At 57.6% G+C, this 14596-nt stretch carries 19 protein-coding genes; 6 read left to right on the forward strand and 13 right to left on the reverse strand.

What is annotated here, in order from left to right; all coding sequences use genetic code 11:
• Positions 1-155: 155 nt before the first annotated feature.
• A complete protein-coding gene (locus tag E1297_RS20520) occupies positions 156-434 on the forward strand; it encodes a GIY-YIG nuclease family protein (protein WP_155141746.1) in 279 nt (92 codons plus the stop codon).
• A 78-nt stretch (positions 435-512) separates the two neighbouring features.
• Here E1297_RS20520 and E1297_RS20525 read toward each other — a convergent pair whose 3' ends face one another.
• From E1297_RS20525 to E1297_RS20550, 6 genes are all read right to left on the reverse strand, one after another.
• Positions 513-1754 (reverse strand): hypothetical protein, encoded by a 1242-nt coding sequence (locus E1297_RS20525; RefSeq protein ID WP_155141747.1) that lies wholly within the window; start codon positions 1752-1754, stop codon positions 513-515.
• 170 nt (positions 1755-1924) lie between these two features.
• Positions 1925-2677 carry an ABC transporter permease gene (locus E1297_RS20530; protein WP_155141749.1) on the reverse strand — a complete coding sequence of 251 codons (753 nt, stop codon included), beginning with the start codon at positions 2675-2677 and terminating at the stop codon, positions 1925-1927.
• Between the two features lie 9 nt (positions 2678-2686).
• Entirely contained in the window at positions 2687-3457 is a 771-nt protein-coding gene (locus E1297_RS20535) for an ABC transporter ATP-binding protein (RefSeq protein ID WP_244327829.1), read from the reverse strand.
• Positions 3458-3473: 16 nt separating this feature from the next.
• A complete protein-coding gene (locus E1297_RS20540; protein WP_155141753.1) occupies positions 3474-4235 on the reverse strand; it encodes an ABC transporter permease in 762 nt (253 codons plus the stop codon).
• Positions 4236-4306: 71 nt separating this feature from the next.
• Positions 4307-5287 carry an ABC transporter substrate-binding protein gene (locus tag E1297_RS20545; RefSeq protein ID WP_209015893.1) on the reverse strand — a complete coding sequence of 327 codons (981 nt, stop codon included), beginning with the start codon at positions 5285-5287 and terminating at the stop codon, positions 4307-4309.
• Positions 5288-5386: 99 nt separating this feature from the next.
• Positions 5387-6076 carry a FadR/GntR family transcriptional regulator gene (locus tag E1297_RS20550; RefSeq protein ID WP_368669632.1) on the reverse strand — a complete coding sequence of 230 codons (690 nt, stop codon included), beginning with the start codon at positions 6074-6076 and terminating at the stop codon, positions 5387-5389.
• A 192-nt stretch (positions 6077-6268) separates the two neighbouring features.
• Here E1297_RS20550 and E1297_RS20555 point away from each other — a divergent pair, with 192 nt between their 5' ends.
• Together E1297_RS20555 and mbfA are read left to right on the forward strand one after the other, a co-directional pair.
• Entirely contained in the window at positions 6269-6955 is a 687-nt protein-coding gene (locus tag E1297_RS20555) for a fumarylacetoacetate hydrolase family protein (protein WP_155141755.1), read from the forward strand.
• Between the two features lie 478 nt (positions 6956-7433).
• Positions 7434-8417, forward strand: a complete 984-nt coding sequence (gene mbfA, locus E1297_RS20560; RefSeq protein ID WP_155141757.1) for an iron exporter MbfA — start codon at positions 7434-7436, stop codon at positions 8415-8417.
• A gap of 252 nt (positions 8418-8669) precedes the next feature.
• Here the strand turns inward: mbfA and E1297_RS20565 are convergent, their stop codons facing one another.
• Positions 8670-9566: a GyrI-like domain-containing protein gene (locus E1297_RS20565; RefSeq protein WP_155141759.1), complete on the reverse strand. Its 897-nt coding sequence runs from the start codon at positions 9564-9566 to the stop codon at positions 8670-8672.
• A gap of 232 nt (positions 9567-9798) precedes the next feature.
• On the opposite strand from E1297_RS20565, the gene E1297_RS20570 reads away from it, so the two are divergent.
• Entirely contained in the window at positions 9799-10164 is a 366-nt protein-coding gene (locus tag E1297_RS20570) for a hypothetical protein (RefSeq protein ID WP_155141761.1), read from the forward strand.
• A gap of 99 nt (positions 10165-10263) precedes the next feature.
• On the opposite strand, the gene E1297_RS20575 is transcribed toward E1297_RS20570, so the two are convergent.
• Positions 10264-10425, reverse strand: coding sequence for a hypothetical protein (locus tag E1297_RS20575; RefSeq protein WP_155141763.1), 162 nt, complete (start codon positions 10423-10425; stop codon positions 10264-10266).
• Positions 10422-10676, reverse strand: coding sequence for a hypothetical protein (locus E1297_RS20580; protein WP_155141764.1), 255 nt, complete (start codon positions 10674-10676; stop codon positions 10422-10424). The genes E1297_RS20575 and E1297_RS20580 overlap by 4 nt, the downstream gene beginning before the upstream one ends.
• Between E1297_RS20580 and E1297_RS20585 the strand changes: the two genes are divergently transcribed.
• Positions 10675-11130, forward strand: a complete 456-nt coding sequence (locus E1297_RS20585) for a MaoC family dehydratase (protein WP_155141766.1) — start codon at positions 10675-10677, stop codon at positions 11128-11130. The genes E1297_RS20580 and E1297_RS20585 overlap by 2 nt on opposite strands.
• Positions 11130-11624, forward strand: coding sequence for a MaoC family dehydratase (locus E1297_RS20590; RefSeq protein ID WP_155141768.1), 495 nt, complete (start codon positions 11130-11132; stop codon positions 11622-11624). Before E1297_RS20585 ends, E1297_RS20590 begins: the two co-directional genes overlap by 1 nt.
• 266 nt (positions 11625-11890) lie before the next feature.
• Here the strand turns inward: E1297_RS20590 and E1297_RS20595 are convergent, their stop codons facing one another.
• The 4 genes from E1297_RS20595 to E1297_RS20610 all read right to left on the reverse strand — a co-directional run bounded on the left by E1297_RS20595 (position 11891) and on the right by E1297_RS20610 (position 14592).
• Positions 11891-12370 (reverse strand): GNAT family N-acetyltransferase, encoded by a 480-nt coding sequence (locus tag E1297_RS20595; protein WP_155141770.1) that lies wholly within the window; start codon positions 12368-12370, stop codon positions 11891-11893.
• Positions 12371-12379: 9 nt separating this feature from the next.
• Positions 12380-13078 (reverse strand): 5,6-dimethylbenzimidazole synthase, encoded by a 699-nt coding sequence (gene bluB, locus E1297_RS20600; protein WP_155141772.1) that lies wholly within the window; start codon positions 13076-13078, stop codon positions 12380-12382.
• Positions 13056-13604 carry an adenine phosphoribosyltransferase gene (locus tag E1297_RS20605; protein ID WP_196223372.1) on the reverse strand — a complete coding sequence of 183 codons (549 nt, stop codon included), beginning with the start codon at positions 13602-13604 and terminating at the stop codon, positions 13056-13058. Before E1297_RS20605 ends, bluB begins: the two co-directional genes overlap by 23 nt.
• 109 nt (positions 13605-13713) lie before the next feature.
• A complete protein-coding gene (locus E1297_RS20610) occupies positions 13714-14592 on the reverse strand; it encodes an S-methyl-5'-thioadenosine phosphorylase (protein WP_155141776.1) in 879 nt (292 codons plus the stop codon).
• Positions 14593-14596: the final 4 nt, after the last annotated feature.

Here is a 14596-nt window from a genome sequence, read left to right on the forward strand (position 1 = left end):
TGTGTTGCACTTCGCGCCTGAATTCACCCACACTCATCACGGTATAGAAAATGCACCCGGAAGCCTGACCCGACACTGGTTCGGATCCACTGGCAGATTTGCACCGGATAAAATTGCTGCCTTGATCCAGATAGCACCGCGCCCATCTCAGTATCATGAGCTATTTTGTGTATGTTCTGGCCTCAGGGCCACAAACCGACCTTTACACCGGCCTCACCGAAGACCTGCTTGACCGTACCAGACGGCACCGCAGTTGCGCCAAACAGGGCCGCACGCCGAGGCTCGTCTATTTCGAGACTTTCGAGCGGTTAAACGATGCCGCCGCGCGGGAAAAACGCCTGAAAGCGTTGCATCGCGATTGGCAGATCGACGTGGTCGAAGCGGTTAACCCGGATTGGCGGGACCTGTTTCCAAGCCTCGAAGCCAAACGCTGATTGCGCTTAGCATACCGTCACTCTCCCCCCCTGCCGGAACACCCGGCAAGGGCTCGGAGTGTGCTGTTGCGGGCTCCGTTATTCCGCAGGTGTCGGGCTTTTGGCCGTCACCGACAGGCCGTTGGTGATGGCCTCGCGATAGGCTTTCGCTGTGGTTGCCGGATTTTGCTCCGATCCACCGCAAGATCCGGACAGGAAGCAGTTCACGACCGAATCATAAAGCCATATGAAACCGCCATCCGGCGGGTGCTTCTCTGCCTTCCAGGTCTGGAACTGCGTCTGCAAGTCCGGCGGACAGGCGCCGTTCATGTTGTAGATATTGGAACAGCCGCCGCTTAACGCGTAGCCGTCACATTGCGGGGCAGCCCCCCACTGGGGCTCTCCGGCGAAATAGACCGCATCGCCTTTTTGAAACTGTTTGCCCGGCCCGAGATCCAGATATCCGTTGCAGTAGAAGAAGAAGGTTTCTCCGCCCTCGGCTCCCTGCAAGGCGTCATCTGCCGTGGCGAAATTTGCGACCCTCAAAAGGTTCGACCAATCGCCACCGCCATATTGGGCAACACTGGCGGTCTTGACGACGCTCTCGCCGATCGCACCATTGTTCCACCAAGGGCCGGGACCAGCCTGAACCGTGGCCAGACCCGGGATCAGCAGTGTTTGTCCGCCCGCATCAGATATCATTTGGCCCCAGGGTTCGGGGGAATTTCCCATGCCGCCTGAGTAGGCTTGCAAGTGGATCGCACTGACGAAACCCTTGCCGTGGGTTGCGAGGACCTTGCCATAGGTCTCTGTCCAGGTCGGCAGGCTGCTATAGGGACAGAACGTAACGCTCCCAAAGCCCACATTTGCCAGAAGCGTCGAAAAGCCGGTCATCGTGTCGACTTGTGTCTGATCGACGGGATACCCGGTGATTTCCTCGTTATCAAAATCGATTGCATCAATATCGCCACCGGCATCGACCTTGGCTTGTTTCAAGGCTGCAAAATTCCTGAAAAGCGTCGCCGTCGGACCAGTCCCCTCCTTTTGCAGGAGCGCACCGATATTGGCGTAGTCGGAGACACCGCCCGAACCGACGGAAAAAATGATTTGCACGCCGCCCTTGTAAAGCTGTGCTAGATGTCCCGGCAAGTCGCCCGAGGTTTGAGTATTGAAAATGCCATCGGACACGATCGGCGTGTCGTTGAGAGACAAATCCCCGCTGGTGGAGACATGCACCGACCAGACGATTACCGCCGTATAACCGGCTGCAAGCAGGTCATCGATTGCGGGTTGGCCGCCGAACTGGATGGCGCCACCTGCGTAAATGCGCGTGCTGATCATTTTGAAATCCTCCCGTGTTGATTGCCGGACCCGGCCGCGCCGCGAACGCAAAACCGGCAAAGGTCAGGAGCCGTACGCGACTCCTGACGCTAGGGAAGATATGTAGGTGCAACGCCTGCATATTCAATCTTAAATTGATAAAATACACGCTACCATCTTTACGCTTGAAATCAGCGTTTCGCCGCGTAATAGGACACGCGCTTCTCCAGATATCCGAGCAGTTCGGAAACCGTGAAGGCAAGGGCAAACAAGACCACCAGAACCGCCCAGAAATGGGCCATCAGGAAATTGTTGGCATAAAGCTCGAACAGCGCGCCAAAGCCCACGATCGAAATCAGCAATTGCCCGATAATCACGCCCTTCACCGCACGGATAACCCCGATACGAACGCCACCGAGGATCTCCGGCAAGGCCGCCCAGAAATAGATCTTGTAGAACGCCTGCATGGGTGTCGCGCCATAACAACGGGCCATTTCGATCAGGGAGCGGTTGATCTGCATGACTCCGGCCCTTGCATTCAGGATGATGATCCAGATCGCAAACAGGGTCGTTGTGATGATGATCGACTTCATTCCGAAGCCGAACAGCACCATCAAAACCGGAACAAGAGCCGTCAGCGGTGCGCTGAGGAACATGTTTACCCAGGGCAGCAGCAATTCATCGACCAGCCGGTTCTTGCCCATCAGGATACCCACCGGAATTCCGATCACCACTGCAAAGAACACGCCCGACAGGAACGCATAGGCCGTTTCCGCAAGCGCCTTCAGGAACGGAGACGTGCCGATGACGGAAAACAGTGTCGACATCACTTCCGACAAACGCGGCACGAAGAAAGTCAGCTCCATGATCCCGACGAGTTCCCACAAGAGCCCCCACAGAATCAGCGAGGACATGGCCGGCAGACGGTAGCCATAAATGGTCATGGTCTCCTCCTATTCGACGTAGCTGCGCAGCGACGCCCAGATCCGGTCGACGATGTCGAGATATTCCTGGTCGCGGCGGATGTTTTCGACGTTCTTGTGGCGCAGGCCCGCCGGACGGATGATCTCGGACACCCGGCTCGGCCGCGGCAGCAGGATCGCGATCTGATCGGAAACATAGACAGCTTCCTCGATGGAGTGCGTCACGAAGATAAAGGTCTTGCTTTCGTTCTGGACGAGTGAAAGCAGATCCTCCTGGAACTTGCGCCGGGTCTGCTCGTCAACCGCAGAAAACGGTTCGTCCATCAAAAGAACATCCGCGTCCACCGACAGAGCGCGAGCGAGACCGACACGCTGGCGCATGCCGCCGGACAGTTCGTGCGGGTAGCTTTTTTCAAAACCCGACAGCCCCACCTCCGCGATGTATTTTTCGGCGATCGCCTCCCGCTCGGATTTGGCAACCCCGCGCAGTTCCAGACCGAAGGCGACGTTTCGCAGAACGCTTGCCCAAGGCAAAAGCGCAAAATCCTGAAACACGAACGCCCGGTCCGGTCCGGGGCCTGCGACCGGTTTGCCATTGACCTCGATTTCGCCCGAGGTCGGATCGAGCAAACCGGCGATGATCTTGAGCAGGGTTGTCTTGCCGCAGCCGGAAGGCCCCAGAAGCGACGTCAACTGCCCGCGCGGGAACTCCAGTGTGAGATCGCGCAGCGCTTCGACCTCGCCATAATTCTTGGAGACGCCTTTTGCGACGACAGCGTTTTCAGCCTGGGGCACCCCCATGGGTTCCACGACTTCCTTAATCTGAGGCATAACCACGGACGTTTCCTTCAAACAGGTAGACTTCCAGCCGCTCCAGAACGTTCAGGAACAGGACAGCCAGAAGGATGATGGAGAAGATCGCGGCATACATGGCCGGGTAATCCGCGATGGAACGGCTGTAGGTGATGATGTCACCGACCCCGGTCGGTGTGATTTTCAGCTCCGCCAGAATGGCACCGATGAACCCGGCAGAAATGCCGAGCCGCAACCCGCTGAAGATCACTGGCGAGGCTGCCGGGATGATTATCTTCAAAATGATCTCGGTGTCGGAGGCCAGAAACGAGCGGCCCATCTCCTTGATCGAGGACGGCGTGTTGCGCACGGCACTGGCCGTGTTGAGCACAATGACCGGCATCGCCATGATGCAGACCACAAACACTTTCGACGTCAGGCCAATGCCATAGATCATCACAAGAAGCGGAATCAGCGCAGCCAGCGGCGCGGCCTGCATGACGATGAAGATCGGCGAGAACAACCAGTCAAACCGGCTGCTGAGCCCGATCCAGAGCCCTAGCCCGATGCCGAGAAAGGCGGATATCGCAACCCCGATCACCAACGGGCGCAGCGTTTCGACATAGGCCTGATAGAGGCTGCCATCCACGGCCATCCGGCCTAGCGCCGACATGGATTCGAAGAAGGTCGGAAAGGCATAGCTGACCGGGATCATGCCCGCAATCTGCCAGGCTCCGAACAGAACCACGGCGGACAGAAGTTTCAACCACAACGAACGGCGTTTCATTTAAGTGTGCCCTCGTTTTTCCATGTGAAAACAACTGCGGCCGCCGGACGAGCCGGCAGCCGCAACCGGGCTTATTGCTGAGCCGCCTTGTCGAGCGGCGCGAGGTACCAGAAGTCCTCAATGTTCAGGCTCGACGGATCGCCCTCCAGCTGACCGGCATTGGAATACCACTCCAGATCAGCTTGTGCCGCCTTGCGCCCTCCCCCATCGGGGTCGTAGAGGCCACCGGCAACCGCGTCGGAGTAGAACGCATCCAGATTCCTGCGAATTTCCGGCGGCAACTGTCCGATCGGACCTTCGGGATTGGTCTCCCGGGCGATAATGGCCGGATCCCGAGACATGTCCTGCCAGACGCTTGCAAGGGCATTCACGAATGTCTGGACGTCTTCCTCGTTGTTTTGAATCCAGTCGAGATTGGCGAATAGCGCCTCGTCACTGGCATCGACTTCAAACATCGGCAGAACGTTGAACCGGTCTCCGGCGATTTTCACGACCTTGTTCTTGTTCGCCAAGTCCACGATGGTTGCATCGGTCTGCCCGGCCATCAGGGCGGCGACCCGGTTGGAAGACCCCGGCACATAGGACCGGTTTCCGAACTCAATGTTCATCTTGTCCTCGATGACATTGGCGATGGAATCCGTCCCGCCGCCGCGCGAGTGCAGCATGATGGGTTCACCGTCCAAGTCTTCCAAAGAACTGTATTTCTTCGACGTTACAGGGAAGAATTTCAGCTTGGACAGCTGAAACACGATCCGGATCGGCGCTTTTGAGCGCTGCATTGCGGCATAGGGCGTGCCGAAGCCGATATCCATCTGACCGCTCAACACGGCCTGGATTGCCAGTTCCTCATCCGAAAACGCCGTCCATTCGTAATCCAGACCATTGGCCTTGGCCCTCTCAAGGGCAACAAAAAACGCCGCCAGTTCGTCCGACGGCGTTTCAGCCAGCGCAATCTTTATTTTTCCGTCCGCCACAGCCGGAGCCGCCATCAGGCCGACGGCCAACGGAATGACGGCAAGGGTTGCGCCCAACTTACGCATAAGTGACTTCATCGTTTTCCTCCCGAATCCGGAACCATTGTGGTCCCTTCTCATTCAGACGAGGCCCCCGGCGTCTTTGGCTCGTTCAGGCCATCTGAACCTTTCCCGGTCTCAAACCTCCCCGAACAGGCGTTTCGAGACCGAGCTGATATGCTGCCACATGGCGTCATGGGCAGACTTTGGATCGCGGTTTTCTATCGCCGCGCAAATCCGGTCATGTTCTGCAAAACTGGTGTGATTTTCCGGCGGCCGTTCCGTTTCCCGGATGACGATGCTGACTGCGACCGCACGGCGGGCCGTGTTGAGCTGGTCGAACAGGGCAAGCAGCAGAATGTTGTCTGCCGCCTCGGCTATGGCCTGGTGGAACAGGTCGTCCTGCGCCTCATACTCGCGCCAGGACCGGGCCTGCCGGGCGCGCTCCTTGATCTTCCGGATCTTTGCGACCGCCTCGCGGGATGCATTGATCGCCGCCTCGCGCGCAATAACCGCCTCGATGCATTGGCGCGCGCGCATCATCTTGACCGGCGTAATCCGCTGACCGATATCCGCAAACAACCCTGCATCCGGCATGGATCCGGCGCCGGCCACAAACGTACCCTTGCCGACATGGCGCCAAATCACGCCTTCCTGCTCAAGACTGTCAAGCGCCTTTCGCAACTGCGACCGCGTGATGCCAAGCCTTTCAATCAGTTCGCGTTCAGGCGGTAACCGGTCCCCGGCCGCGTAGTCTTTTTCGGCGATGAACGCCTTCAAAACACCGACAATCTCGCTCCGGTTCGATGTCTCAGGGCGGGTTAACACAGACAGGTCTCTCCTTGCCTCGAATGCCTTGAAACCGGTCAATTGGTCAACCAATTACCGATCAACACCCTTATTAACCGATAAAACATCTAAACTTGCAAGAAAAAACGATAAAAATAAAAATTGGTTGTGATTGATCAAAAATTGGTTAGGTTCTTGATCAGCCTGAAGCAGAACAATCAGAGGTGAAACATGCCGGAAACCGTCATCGAGCCAGCACAATCAGCCCTGTTGCCGGTCAAGGGGACAGACAAGAGCTTCCCGGTGCGCAGGGTCTATTGCATCGGCCGGAACTATGCGGCCCACGCCGTCGAGATGGGGCATGACCCGGACAAGGAGCCTCCGTTTTTCTTCCAGAAGAACCCGGACAATCTCGACACCAGCGGCACGTTCCCGTATCCGCCGAAATCCGCCGATGTCCACCATGAAATCGAGCTGGCCGTGGCCTTGAAGTCCGGCGGCACGAACATCCCGCTCTCCGAAGCGCTGGATCATGTTTACGGCTATGCGGTGGCTCTGGACATGACCCGGCGCGACCTGCAGGGGGAGGCCAAGAAGATGGGCCGCCCGTGGGAGGTTGGAAAGGCGTTTGAGCGCTCAGCACCAATCGGCCCGCTGGTTCCGGCAACCGAATGCGGACATCCGGACAGCGGCCGGGTGACATTGCACGTGAACGGCGCGCTGAAACAGGACGGCGACCTGAACCAGTTGATCTGGAAGGTCCCGGAAATGATTTCCTATCTGTCAGATTATTTCGAGCTGGCCGCGGGTGACGTGATCCTGACCGGAACGCCGGCCGGTGTCGGGCCGGTCTCCGCTGGAGATGTGCTTGAGGGCCATGTTGACGGTTTTGCCCCGCTCTCGGTCAAGGTCGTCTGACCGGAAGAAACACCAGACAAAGAAAAACCCCGCTTGGAGCGAAGCGGGGTTTTTCCTTTGCAAATATATCAGTCCTGATCCATTGCTTTAAGTATAAGCGGGTTTGGAGCCTTGTGATTATCGTCGCAGTCAAAAAAGGACCTGATGCGCTCACGCCAGCTGGACCTTTTGTGATGTCCAGGCGGCACCGTCGTATCCGGTAGCTGTAAATACTGTTTTGGCAAATTCATGATCCCTCTCCTCTCACCGCGGAGAAGCGAGCTCCACACCAAACATATCTAAACGCCACATGTCCCTTTCCTGTACGAAAGATTAAAAACCGGTCATGTTGCTCGTGGTTGCAGGGAGCCGAGCCCGGTCACCGGCATTTTATGCCTTGGCACTTTCAGGCTGGGAGCCGTCAAGCAGCTGAATTTGCGGTCACTTTCTGTACAGGCAACTTCTATTGCGCGTTTTTTTGGAGACTGGAGGATTTTCCATGTTCAGCCGCCTTCTCAATACCGCACGCCGCTCCTTCGCATCCCTTTCAGAGCGCGAAGTGCTGGCGCTGGCAATCTCGGCCGAGGAAGATGATGCGCGCATTTACGAGGCATTCGCGGAGGGCTTGAGGGAACAATATCCGAATTCCGCAAAAGTCTTTGAACGGATGGCTAACGAGGAAAAAGGCCACCGGCGGCGGTTGATCGAACAGTTCGAGCGTCAATTCGGCGGAGAAGTCCCCTTGATCCGGAGGGAGCATGTCCGTGGCTTTTATGACCTGAAACCCTATTGGCTGATGCGGCCGATGAAACTGGACAAGATCCGGAACCTGGCCGAGCAGATGGAAGATCAGGCCTATCGCTTTTACCTTGCCGCCGCCAAGCGCACTCAAGACGCGTCCATGCGCAAGCTGCTTGAGGACCTGGCTGGCGAAGAGGAAAAACATGAAACGCTGGCATTCAAGCTCGGCGAAAAATACACACCGGAAACGGTCAGGAAGGAAGAGAACGCGAAAGAGCGGCGGCAATTCATTCTGACCGTGATCCAGCCGGGCCTGGCGGGGCTGATGGACGGATCCGTTTCAACCCTTGCCCCCATCTTCGCCGCCGCCTTTGCGACCGGCGACACCTGGCAAACATTCCTTGTCGGCCTGTCTGCATCCGTGGGTGCGGGCATTTCCATGGGCTTCACGGAAGCCGCACATGATGACGGCAAGATCTCGGGCCGCGGCTCGCCGATTGTTCGCGGATTTGCGTCGGGGATCATGACCGCCCTTGGCGGTCTCGGCCATACTCTGCCCTATCTGATACCCGATTTCCGGATTGCGACCGGCATCGCAGCCGCAATTGTATTCATCGAACTCTGGGCAATTGCCTATATCCAGAACCGGTTCATGGACACGCCGTTCCTGCGCGCAACGTTCCAGGTGGTCCTCGGCGGCGCGCTCGTATTCGCAGCCGGGATCCTGATCGGGAGCGCTTGAGAACGGGCGGGATTCAGGCTCTTTCGGTTCCAAGGCGACAAAAGTTGTTTTACGGTGGCGCATATTTCACATTCTGGAGCGATCAAAAGATCAATCCGGGACCGAAGAGCCACCTGCATTTTTTGCAGGCTTGCCTTTCCGGTCCCGGGTCCGTGCTTTGCTTGTTCGGGGTGACAATTGCATCTCAGGAAAAATCTCGCGCAGAATTTCCCGACCTGATTTGGGAAGTTTACAGGCCCCGAACGCCCAGTCCTATTTCAACGGCATGCAGATTTCGGTCAGAAGATCCGCGGGCGCTGTCTCGTACGGATCATTCAGATAGATTTCCATCGCCGGAGCATCAGCTGGTTCCCGTCCGGACTGCACAAGCCATTCACCATACAGCCAGTCATAAGCCTGGCGCATGTTCTCGTAGGGACCCTTGTAATGAAGCACGGCATAGTCACCGGCCTGCGTCTCAAAGCGCTCAAGCGGCGCCTCGATTGGAAAGTCCGGGTCAACGGCGGCACCCGCGATAGATTGCAACTCATCTTCCGGAACACTTGTCGGATCGGAAAAATAGAGCGCTTTCATGGCCTTGCAGCGCCCGGTCAGCTGGTGCGCAGTCAGGTGGCTACCCAGTTTCTGGAACGCCTCGCCGATCTGCATGTAAGCGCCCTTGTGCGGAATACCCGCCAGAATTTCAGTATCGAAGTGCTTGATGTCCACGTTAAACATGCCCTTTCCTCCTTTACCATTTGCAACCGGCCGCAGAATGTCAGCCGCCCGGAACCGCGTGTGCGGCCCTGATGACCGGTACTTTGCGGGCGTCAGGCCGTAAGCCTGTTTGAAACTGCGCGTGAATGCGGCCTGACTGCCATAGCCCGCCCTCTTCCAGATTGCCCTGATCGGGGTGTCGGTTGTTGACAGCTCAGCCGCCGCCCGCATCAGTCTCAAGCGGCGCACCGTCGCGACGACCGATTCTCCATAGGTGGCCTGCCAGATCCGGTGCCAATGCCAGGGCGACATGGCCGCCGCCTCCGCAAGCCTGTTGAGATCCGGCGCGTCATCAAGATGCGTATGGATGTATTCAATGACGCAAGAGAACCGGCGCACATATGAAGTTGCGTTGGCTCGGTTCGCCGGTTTTTGCGCGTTCCGGTCCGCCATGCAGTCCCCCCTCTCTTCCGATAGGTTCCGAATAGCAATAACGGGATTGATAAATCTTGCGGAGTATAACCTATCGGGGTTTCGCGAAAAACGTGCGCGCGCCAAACCATGGTCCTGTCTGGTCGAAGACGTCCGGACCACCGGAAAGCAGAGCCCCTTTCAATTGCCGGGTTAATATCGTTTCATCGGGCGAACAACACTGAAGCAGGCACCCATCGCTACGGAGTAGAGTATGAAAATCGCGCAAACACTCGTCGTGAGCGCACTGATGAGCCTCACCGCTGCGGGCACTGCCCTCGCGCAAGCGTCCGGATCGGAAGGGTATTTCAACATCTACAACAACACGTCCGGAAACGTGGTCGTTGGTTTCTATACCAACGATGGCAGCGGCTGGAGTGACAACTGGCTGGGCAGCGAGTTGCCCCCCGGCGACAGCGTGGAAGCCGAATTCATCGCCGACAGCGGCAGCTGCGATCAAGTTTTGCAAGTGGGATGGCTCGGCGAAAACGACGAGGAAATTCTCGACGACCCGATTTCGATCAATATATGCGACGCCAGCAACGTGTATCTGGACGACAACGAAATCTATTATGATTGATCTGCCGGGATGAAACCACGCCTGCTATTGGCGTTGAGTACCGGCTCTGGAGGACAGTCCAAAACCCGTCCTCGAATCGGACGGGTTTGAGACAAGCGGTTAACCGAGGTCCTGCCGCCTGATGCTTGACGGATTGTCCTTGCCGCGGGTCTCTTCTGCCGAAAGAAACGCACGCATGACACTTTTCCAGTAAGATCTGCGATAGTCTTTTGACCGCACCGTTGCATCGGTGATGTCTTCGAGTTTTGCGTCACTGGTCATGGCATCCTCCTCTTCACAACGGAACCAACCGTTAATGAAAGACTAGGGGGCGCAAAATTGCTGCGTCCTTCCCGGAGCCTTAAATCTTCGACATGTGGTGGCAAGCCAGCAAGAAAAGATGAGCCCGCACGGGTTTGAATACCCGCTTGTTTCAACGGCAAACCAACAGCTGAATTGCCTGTTAATTGCTGCTGATAACGAGAAAAAAATGACTCGATGCCGTGTTGCCCCTCCTCTAGTTTGCCTTCCATGAAAGATCTGTTGCACTTTGAGGACTTCGAAGCCGGTCAGGTTTTCGAACTCGGTGAAATGCCCGTGACCAGAGCCGAGCTCCTTGCGTTTGCGGGCGAATTCGATCCGCAACCCTTCCACCTCGACGAGGAAGCAGCGCGCCAGTCAATCCTTGGGGGCCTTGCCGCTTCCGGATGGCATACAGCCTCCATCGCCATGCGGCTTCTGGCCGATGCGCTGCTATCACGCAGCACGTCTCAAGGGTCGCCGGGCATCGAAAGACTGCGCTGGCTGAAACCGGTGCTTGCCGGCGACAGCCTGTCCGCCGAGACCGAAGTGGTCTCCAGCCGTGCGTTGAAATCGCGCCCCGAACTTGGGCTGGTTCATTTTCTGTTGCGGGTTTCCAACCAGCGCGGCGAAGTGGTCATGACCCAGGAAAACCCGATATTGTTCCTCAAACGGTCTGTAAGCTGATGAGCCGGTTCTTCGAAGACATTCAACCGGGCGATGAGCTCGTGTTCGGTTCTTACACGTTCGAGGCTGGCGATATCATCCGCTTCGCTGCGAAATACGACCCGCAACCGTTTCATCTGAGCGACGCCGAGGCTGCCAAAACGCATTTCGGCCAGCTATGCGCTTCCGGCTGGCATACGGCAGCCATTTACATGAAGCTCCAAGTCGCAAAAGCCAAAGAGTTGCGCGCAAAACGGATTGCTCAGGGCCTTCCGGTGGCAGAACTCGGGCCGTCTCCGGGATTTGACGATCTGAAGTGGATCCGTCCCGTATTTGCGGGCGACACGGTCACGTATCGCAGCACCATTACTGCCAAGACCGAAAGCAAGAGCCGTCCACGCTGGGGCCTGATCCATGCCGAAAACCACGGCACAAACCAGAAGGGCAAAGCTGTGCTCTTCTTCAAGAGTACGGTTTTTGTCGAGCGGCGGGCTACCTTGCGCGCAACCGCGTAATATCAAACGCCCTAATCCATCACCTGTTTGGCCGTATCAACAAGCGTGAAGAACCTAGACAAACCGGCTGTTCCCCCGACATCAAGAAGGTCCCGCGTTCGGCCTGTGGAGTTCAGCGTCGTCAGGAAACGCCCTTAATGGCACTTTCCGCAGATGCCCAAATGGGGTGTTGAGCCCCCATGTTCGAGGCGCAATATGTGTAAGTGGGCATCGGTAAGACGTTCCAGTGATTGAAACGGCTGATATAAGATAGAATTTTTGTGCCCCTACAAGGCACGGCCGAACTGGACCTCGTCCCGGATTTCGATGCCATAGTCGCCGCGCAACGGGATCTCCGGCTTCAACTCACGCTCATCGTCAATCACGCCTTGCGCGATGCGTTCAAGGCGGAAACCGCGGCGCTGATAGAACCTGAAAGCATCGAGATTGTCGTTGGATGTGCGGACCGACAGCCGGTGAATTCCGGCAGCGCGTGCGCTCTCGACGACAGCGTCCAGCAACCTGGTGCCGATGCCACCCCAGCGGTTCAGCGAATCGAGCGTGAGGATCTCCCACTCGGTGTCCCGCTTGATCAGCGTCACAAGGCCAACCAGCTGGCTCCCGGCAATCGCCGCAAACCCCGGCAGCCGCGTCGCATCAACCATTTGTCCGTCGAGGAGAATCTCGGGCCCGGCCCAGCGGGCGGTCAGCAACTCGCGGACTGCTGCGTGATCATCTTCCTCGATCGCACGGATGGTGACAGTCATGCGGTTCCCCTATCGTTCGTATAAACGGGACGCCAGTGGCGTCCTGCCCTGCCAGCCAGCGCGTTCCAGTTCCGGATCCACATGATCTTCTTCCGGGTATCCGAGACACAAATACGCGATGAACTGCCAGTCCTCCGACACACTGAGTGCCTCATGAATGCGGACCGGGTCAAGTATCGAAACCCACCCGACGCCGACCCCTCTCATCCGGGCCGCCAGCCACAAGGTCTGGATCATGCCGACAACCGAGTAGGCAAGCGTTTCCGGCATGGTCGCCTTGCCGAGGCCGTGGCCCTGAGCCGTTGCATTGTCACAGAACACGGCCAGGTGTTCGGGAGCATCATCCAGACCGGCAAGCTTCAGGCGTGCATAAAGGGCCCGCCGTTCACCATCAAAACCCGCCATGGCCTCGGAGTTTTCCTGCTCGAAAGTACTGCGGACCGTTGCCCGTCGCTCCGGGCTCATGACCCGCACAATCCGCCAGGGCTGGCTGTTTCCGACAGAGGGCGCGAGATCGGCCTGGTCGAGTATCTTCGAAAGAAGACCGGGCTCCAACGGTCTGGTCACAAAGCGCCGGACATCCCGGCGCCAGAGTAATAGCTCGTGAAACTTGTCGGCAAACGCGCGGTCGAAAACCGGCGGCCGGTTGACGCCGGCATCCGTATCCCTGTCCGTGGCGGAGTGATCAGTGTCCCGGGAATTCGACAAGAGTGCGCACCGGTACGTTCAACGCTTCAAGCCTGGAGCGCCCCCCGAGATCAGGCAGGTCGACGATGAAGCAGGCCGCCACGATTTCAGCGCCCATGGATTGCAGCAGCTTGCAGGCTGCTTCTGCAGTGCCGCCGGTTGCAATCAGGTCATCGACCACGATGACCTTTTCACCGGGACGGATCGCATCCTTGTGCATCTCCATTTCGTCAAGGCCGTACTCAAGCGAATAGGCAATGCGCACGGTCTCGTGCGGCAGCTTGCCCTTTTTCCGGATCGGAACGAAACCGGCGGAAAGCTGGTGCGCGACAGCACCTCCGAGAATGAAACCACGCGCTTCGATGCCTGCCACCTGATCAACCTTCGATCCGGCCCATGGCTGCACCAGGGCATCGACCGCACGCCGGAACGCCCGCGCATCGCCCAGAAGCGTTGTGATATCCCGGAAAATGATGCCTTCCTTGGGATAATCCGGGATGGTCCTGATCGCATCGATCAGCTCCTGTTCCACGGTCTTGTCGCTCATCCCTCGTCCCACCTTCTTTATTTCGGTCATTCTGTGCTGCCGCCCGGCAGACAGCCGCCGCTTATAACAAGCGGCAGCTCAAAGCCCTAACGATTTTCAGTGGCAGTTCCTATGCCTTGTTGAGCACACGCCCGGCAACGGCCGACAGTTTGGAAACGAGTTCCGGATCACGGGCGTCAGGCGCTGTCAGAATGGCATATTCCAGTGCGGTATCCGATCCTACCGGACAGGCGGGATGGTCTCGCGGAAAGTTCTTCGCCAGCCGCGCAACCAACCTCTGTGCATTGCTCGCATTCTCATGAAGGGTGCGGATGATCGCCTGAATATCGACCGCACCATGGTCCGGGTGCCAGCTGTCATAATCGGTGATCATGGCGACCGTCGCATAGCAGATCTCGGCCTCCCGGGCGAGTTTGGCTTCCGGCATATTGGTCATGCCGATCACGTCGCAACCCCAGCTGCGATAGAGTTCGCTCTCCGCAAGGGACGAAAACTGCGGGCCTTCCATGGCGAGATAGGTTCCGCCACGATGACAGGACAGGTTCTCTTCCCGGGCCGCCTTCTCGATCTCGTCGACAAGCAGCGGACTGACGGGATCCGCCAGAGACACATGGGCCACAAGTCCGGTACCGAAAAAGCTCTTTTCCCGCGCAAAAGTCCGGTCGATGAACTGATCAACCAGAACAAAGGTCCCCGGTGCCAGTTTTTCCTTGAGCGACCCGCAAGCGGACACGGACACAAGATCGGTGACACCACAGCGTTTCAGGACATCGATGTTGGCGCGAAAATTGATGGTCGAGGGGGAATAGACGTGGCCCCGGCCGTGACGCGGCAGGAACACAACTTTCAAGCCGTCCACATAACCGATCCGGACCTGGTCCGATGGTATGCCCCATGGACTTTCAACCATGATCCACTCGGCGTCCACCAGCCCCGGCAGATCGTAAATACCCGATCCTCCAACCACACCCAAAACCGATTCAGCCATAACC

This window comes from Roseibium sp. RKSG952, from assembly GCF_009711355.1.

What these genes read in the sequence shown, in the direction of transcription:
- E1297_RS20565 (WP_155141759.1), bottom strand. Translation starts at nt 9,566, where the DNA reads ATGGCGGACCGGAACGCGCAAAAACCGGCGAACCGAGCCAACGCAACT.
- E1297_RS20590 (WP_155141768.1), top strand. Translation starts at nt 11,130, where the DNA reads ATGAGCCGGTTCTTCGAAGACATTCAACCGGGCGATGAGCTCGTGTTC.
- E1297_RS20535 (WP_244327829.1), bottom strand. Translation starts at nt 3,457, where the DNA reads ATGGGGGTGCCCCAGGCTGAAAACGCTGTCGTCGCAAAAGGCGTCTCC.
- E1297_RS20575 (WP_155141763.1), bottom strand. Translation starts at nt 10,425, where the DNA reads ATGACCAGTGACGCAAAACTCGAAGACATCACCGATGCAACGGTGCGG.
- E1297_RS20605 (WP_196223372.1), bottom strand. Translation starts at nt 13,604, where the DNA reads ATGAGCGACAAGACCGTGGAACAGGAGCTGATCGATGCGATCAGGACC.
- mbfA (WP_155141757.1), top strand. Translation starts at nt 7,434, where the DNA reads ATGTTCAGCCGCCTTCTCAATACCGCACGCCGCTCCTTCGCATCCCTT.
- E1297_RS20570 (WP_155141761.1), top strand. Translation starts at nt 9,799, where the DNA reads ATGAAAATCGCGCAAACACTCGTCGTGAGCGCACTGATGAGCCTCACC.
- E1297_RS20520 (WP_155141746.1), top strand. Translation starts at nt 156, where the DNA reads ATGAGCTATTTTGTGTATGTTCTGGCCTCAGGGCCACAAACCGACCTT.
- E1297_RS20595 (WP_155141770.1), bottom strand. Translation starts at nt 12,370, where the DNA reads ATGACTGTCACCATCCGTGCGATCGAGGAAGATGATCACGCAGCAGTC.
- E1297_RS20540 (WP_155141753.1), bottom strand. Translation starts at nt 4,235, where the DNA reads ATGAAACGCCGTTCGTTGTGGTTGAAACTTCTGTCCGCCGTGGTTCTG.
- E1297_RS20580 (WP_155141764.1), bottom strand. Translation starts at nt 10,676, where the DNA reads ATGGAAGGCAAACTAGAGGAGGGGCAACACGGCATCGAGTCATTTTTT.
- E1297_RS20525 (WP_155141747.1), bottom strand. Translation starts at nt 1,754, where the DNA reads ATGATCAGCACGCGCATTTACGCAGGTGGCGCCATCCAGTTCGGCGGC.
- E1297_RS20545 (WP_209015893.1), bottom strand. Translation starts at nt 5,287, where the DNA reads ATGAAGTCACTTATGCGTAAGTTGGGCGCAACCCTTGCCGTCATTCCG.
- E1297_RS20530 (WP_155141749.1), bottom strand. Translation starts at nt 2,677, where the DNA reads ATGACCATTTATGGCTACCGTCTGCCGGCCATGTCCTCGCTGATTCTG.
- E1297_RS20555 (WP_155141755.1), top strand. Translation starts at nt 6,269, where the DNA reads ATGCCGGAAACCGTCATCGAGCCAGCACAATCAGCCCTGTTGCCGGTC.
- E1297_RS20585 (WP_155141766.1), top strand. Translation starts at nt 10,675, where the DNA reads ATGAAAGATCTGTTGCACTTTGAGGACTTCGAAGCCGGTCAGGTTTTC.
- E1297_RS20610 (WP_155141776.1), bottom strand. Translation starts at nt 14,592, where the DNA reads ATGGCTGAATCGGTTTTGGGTGTGGTTGGAGGATCGGGTATTTACGAT.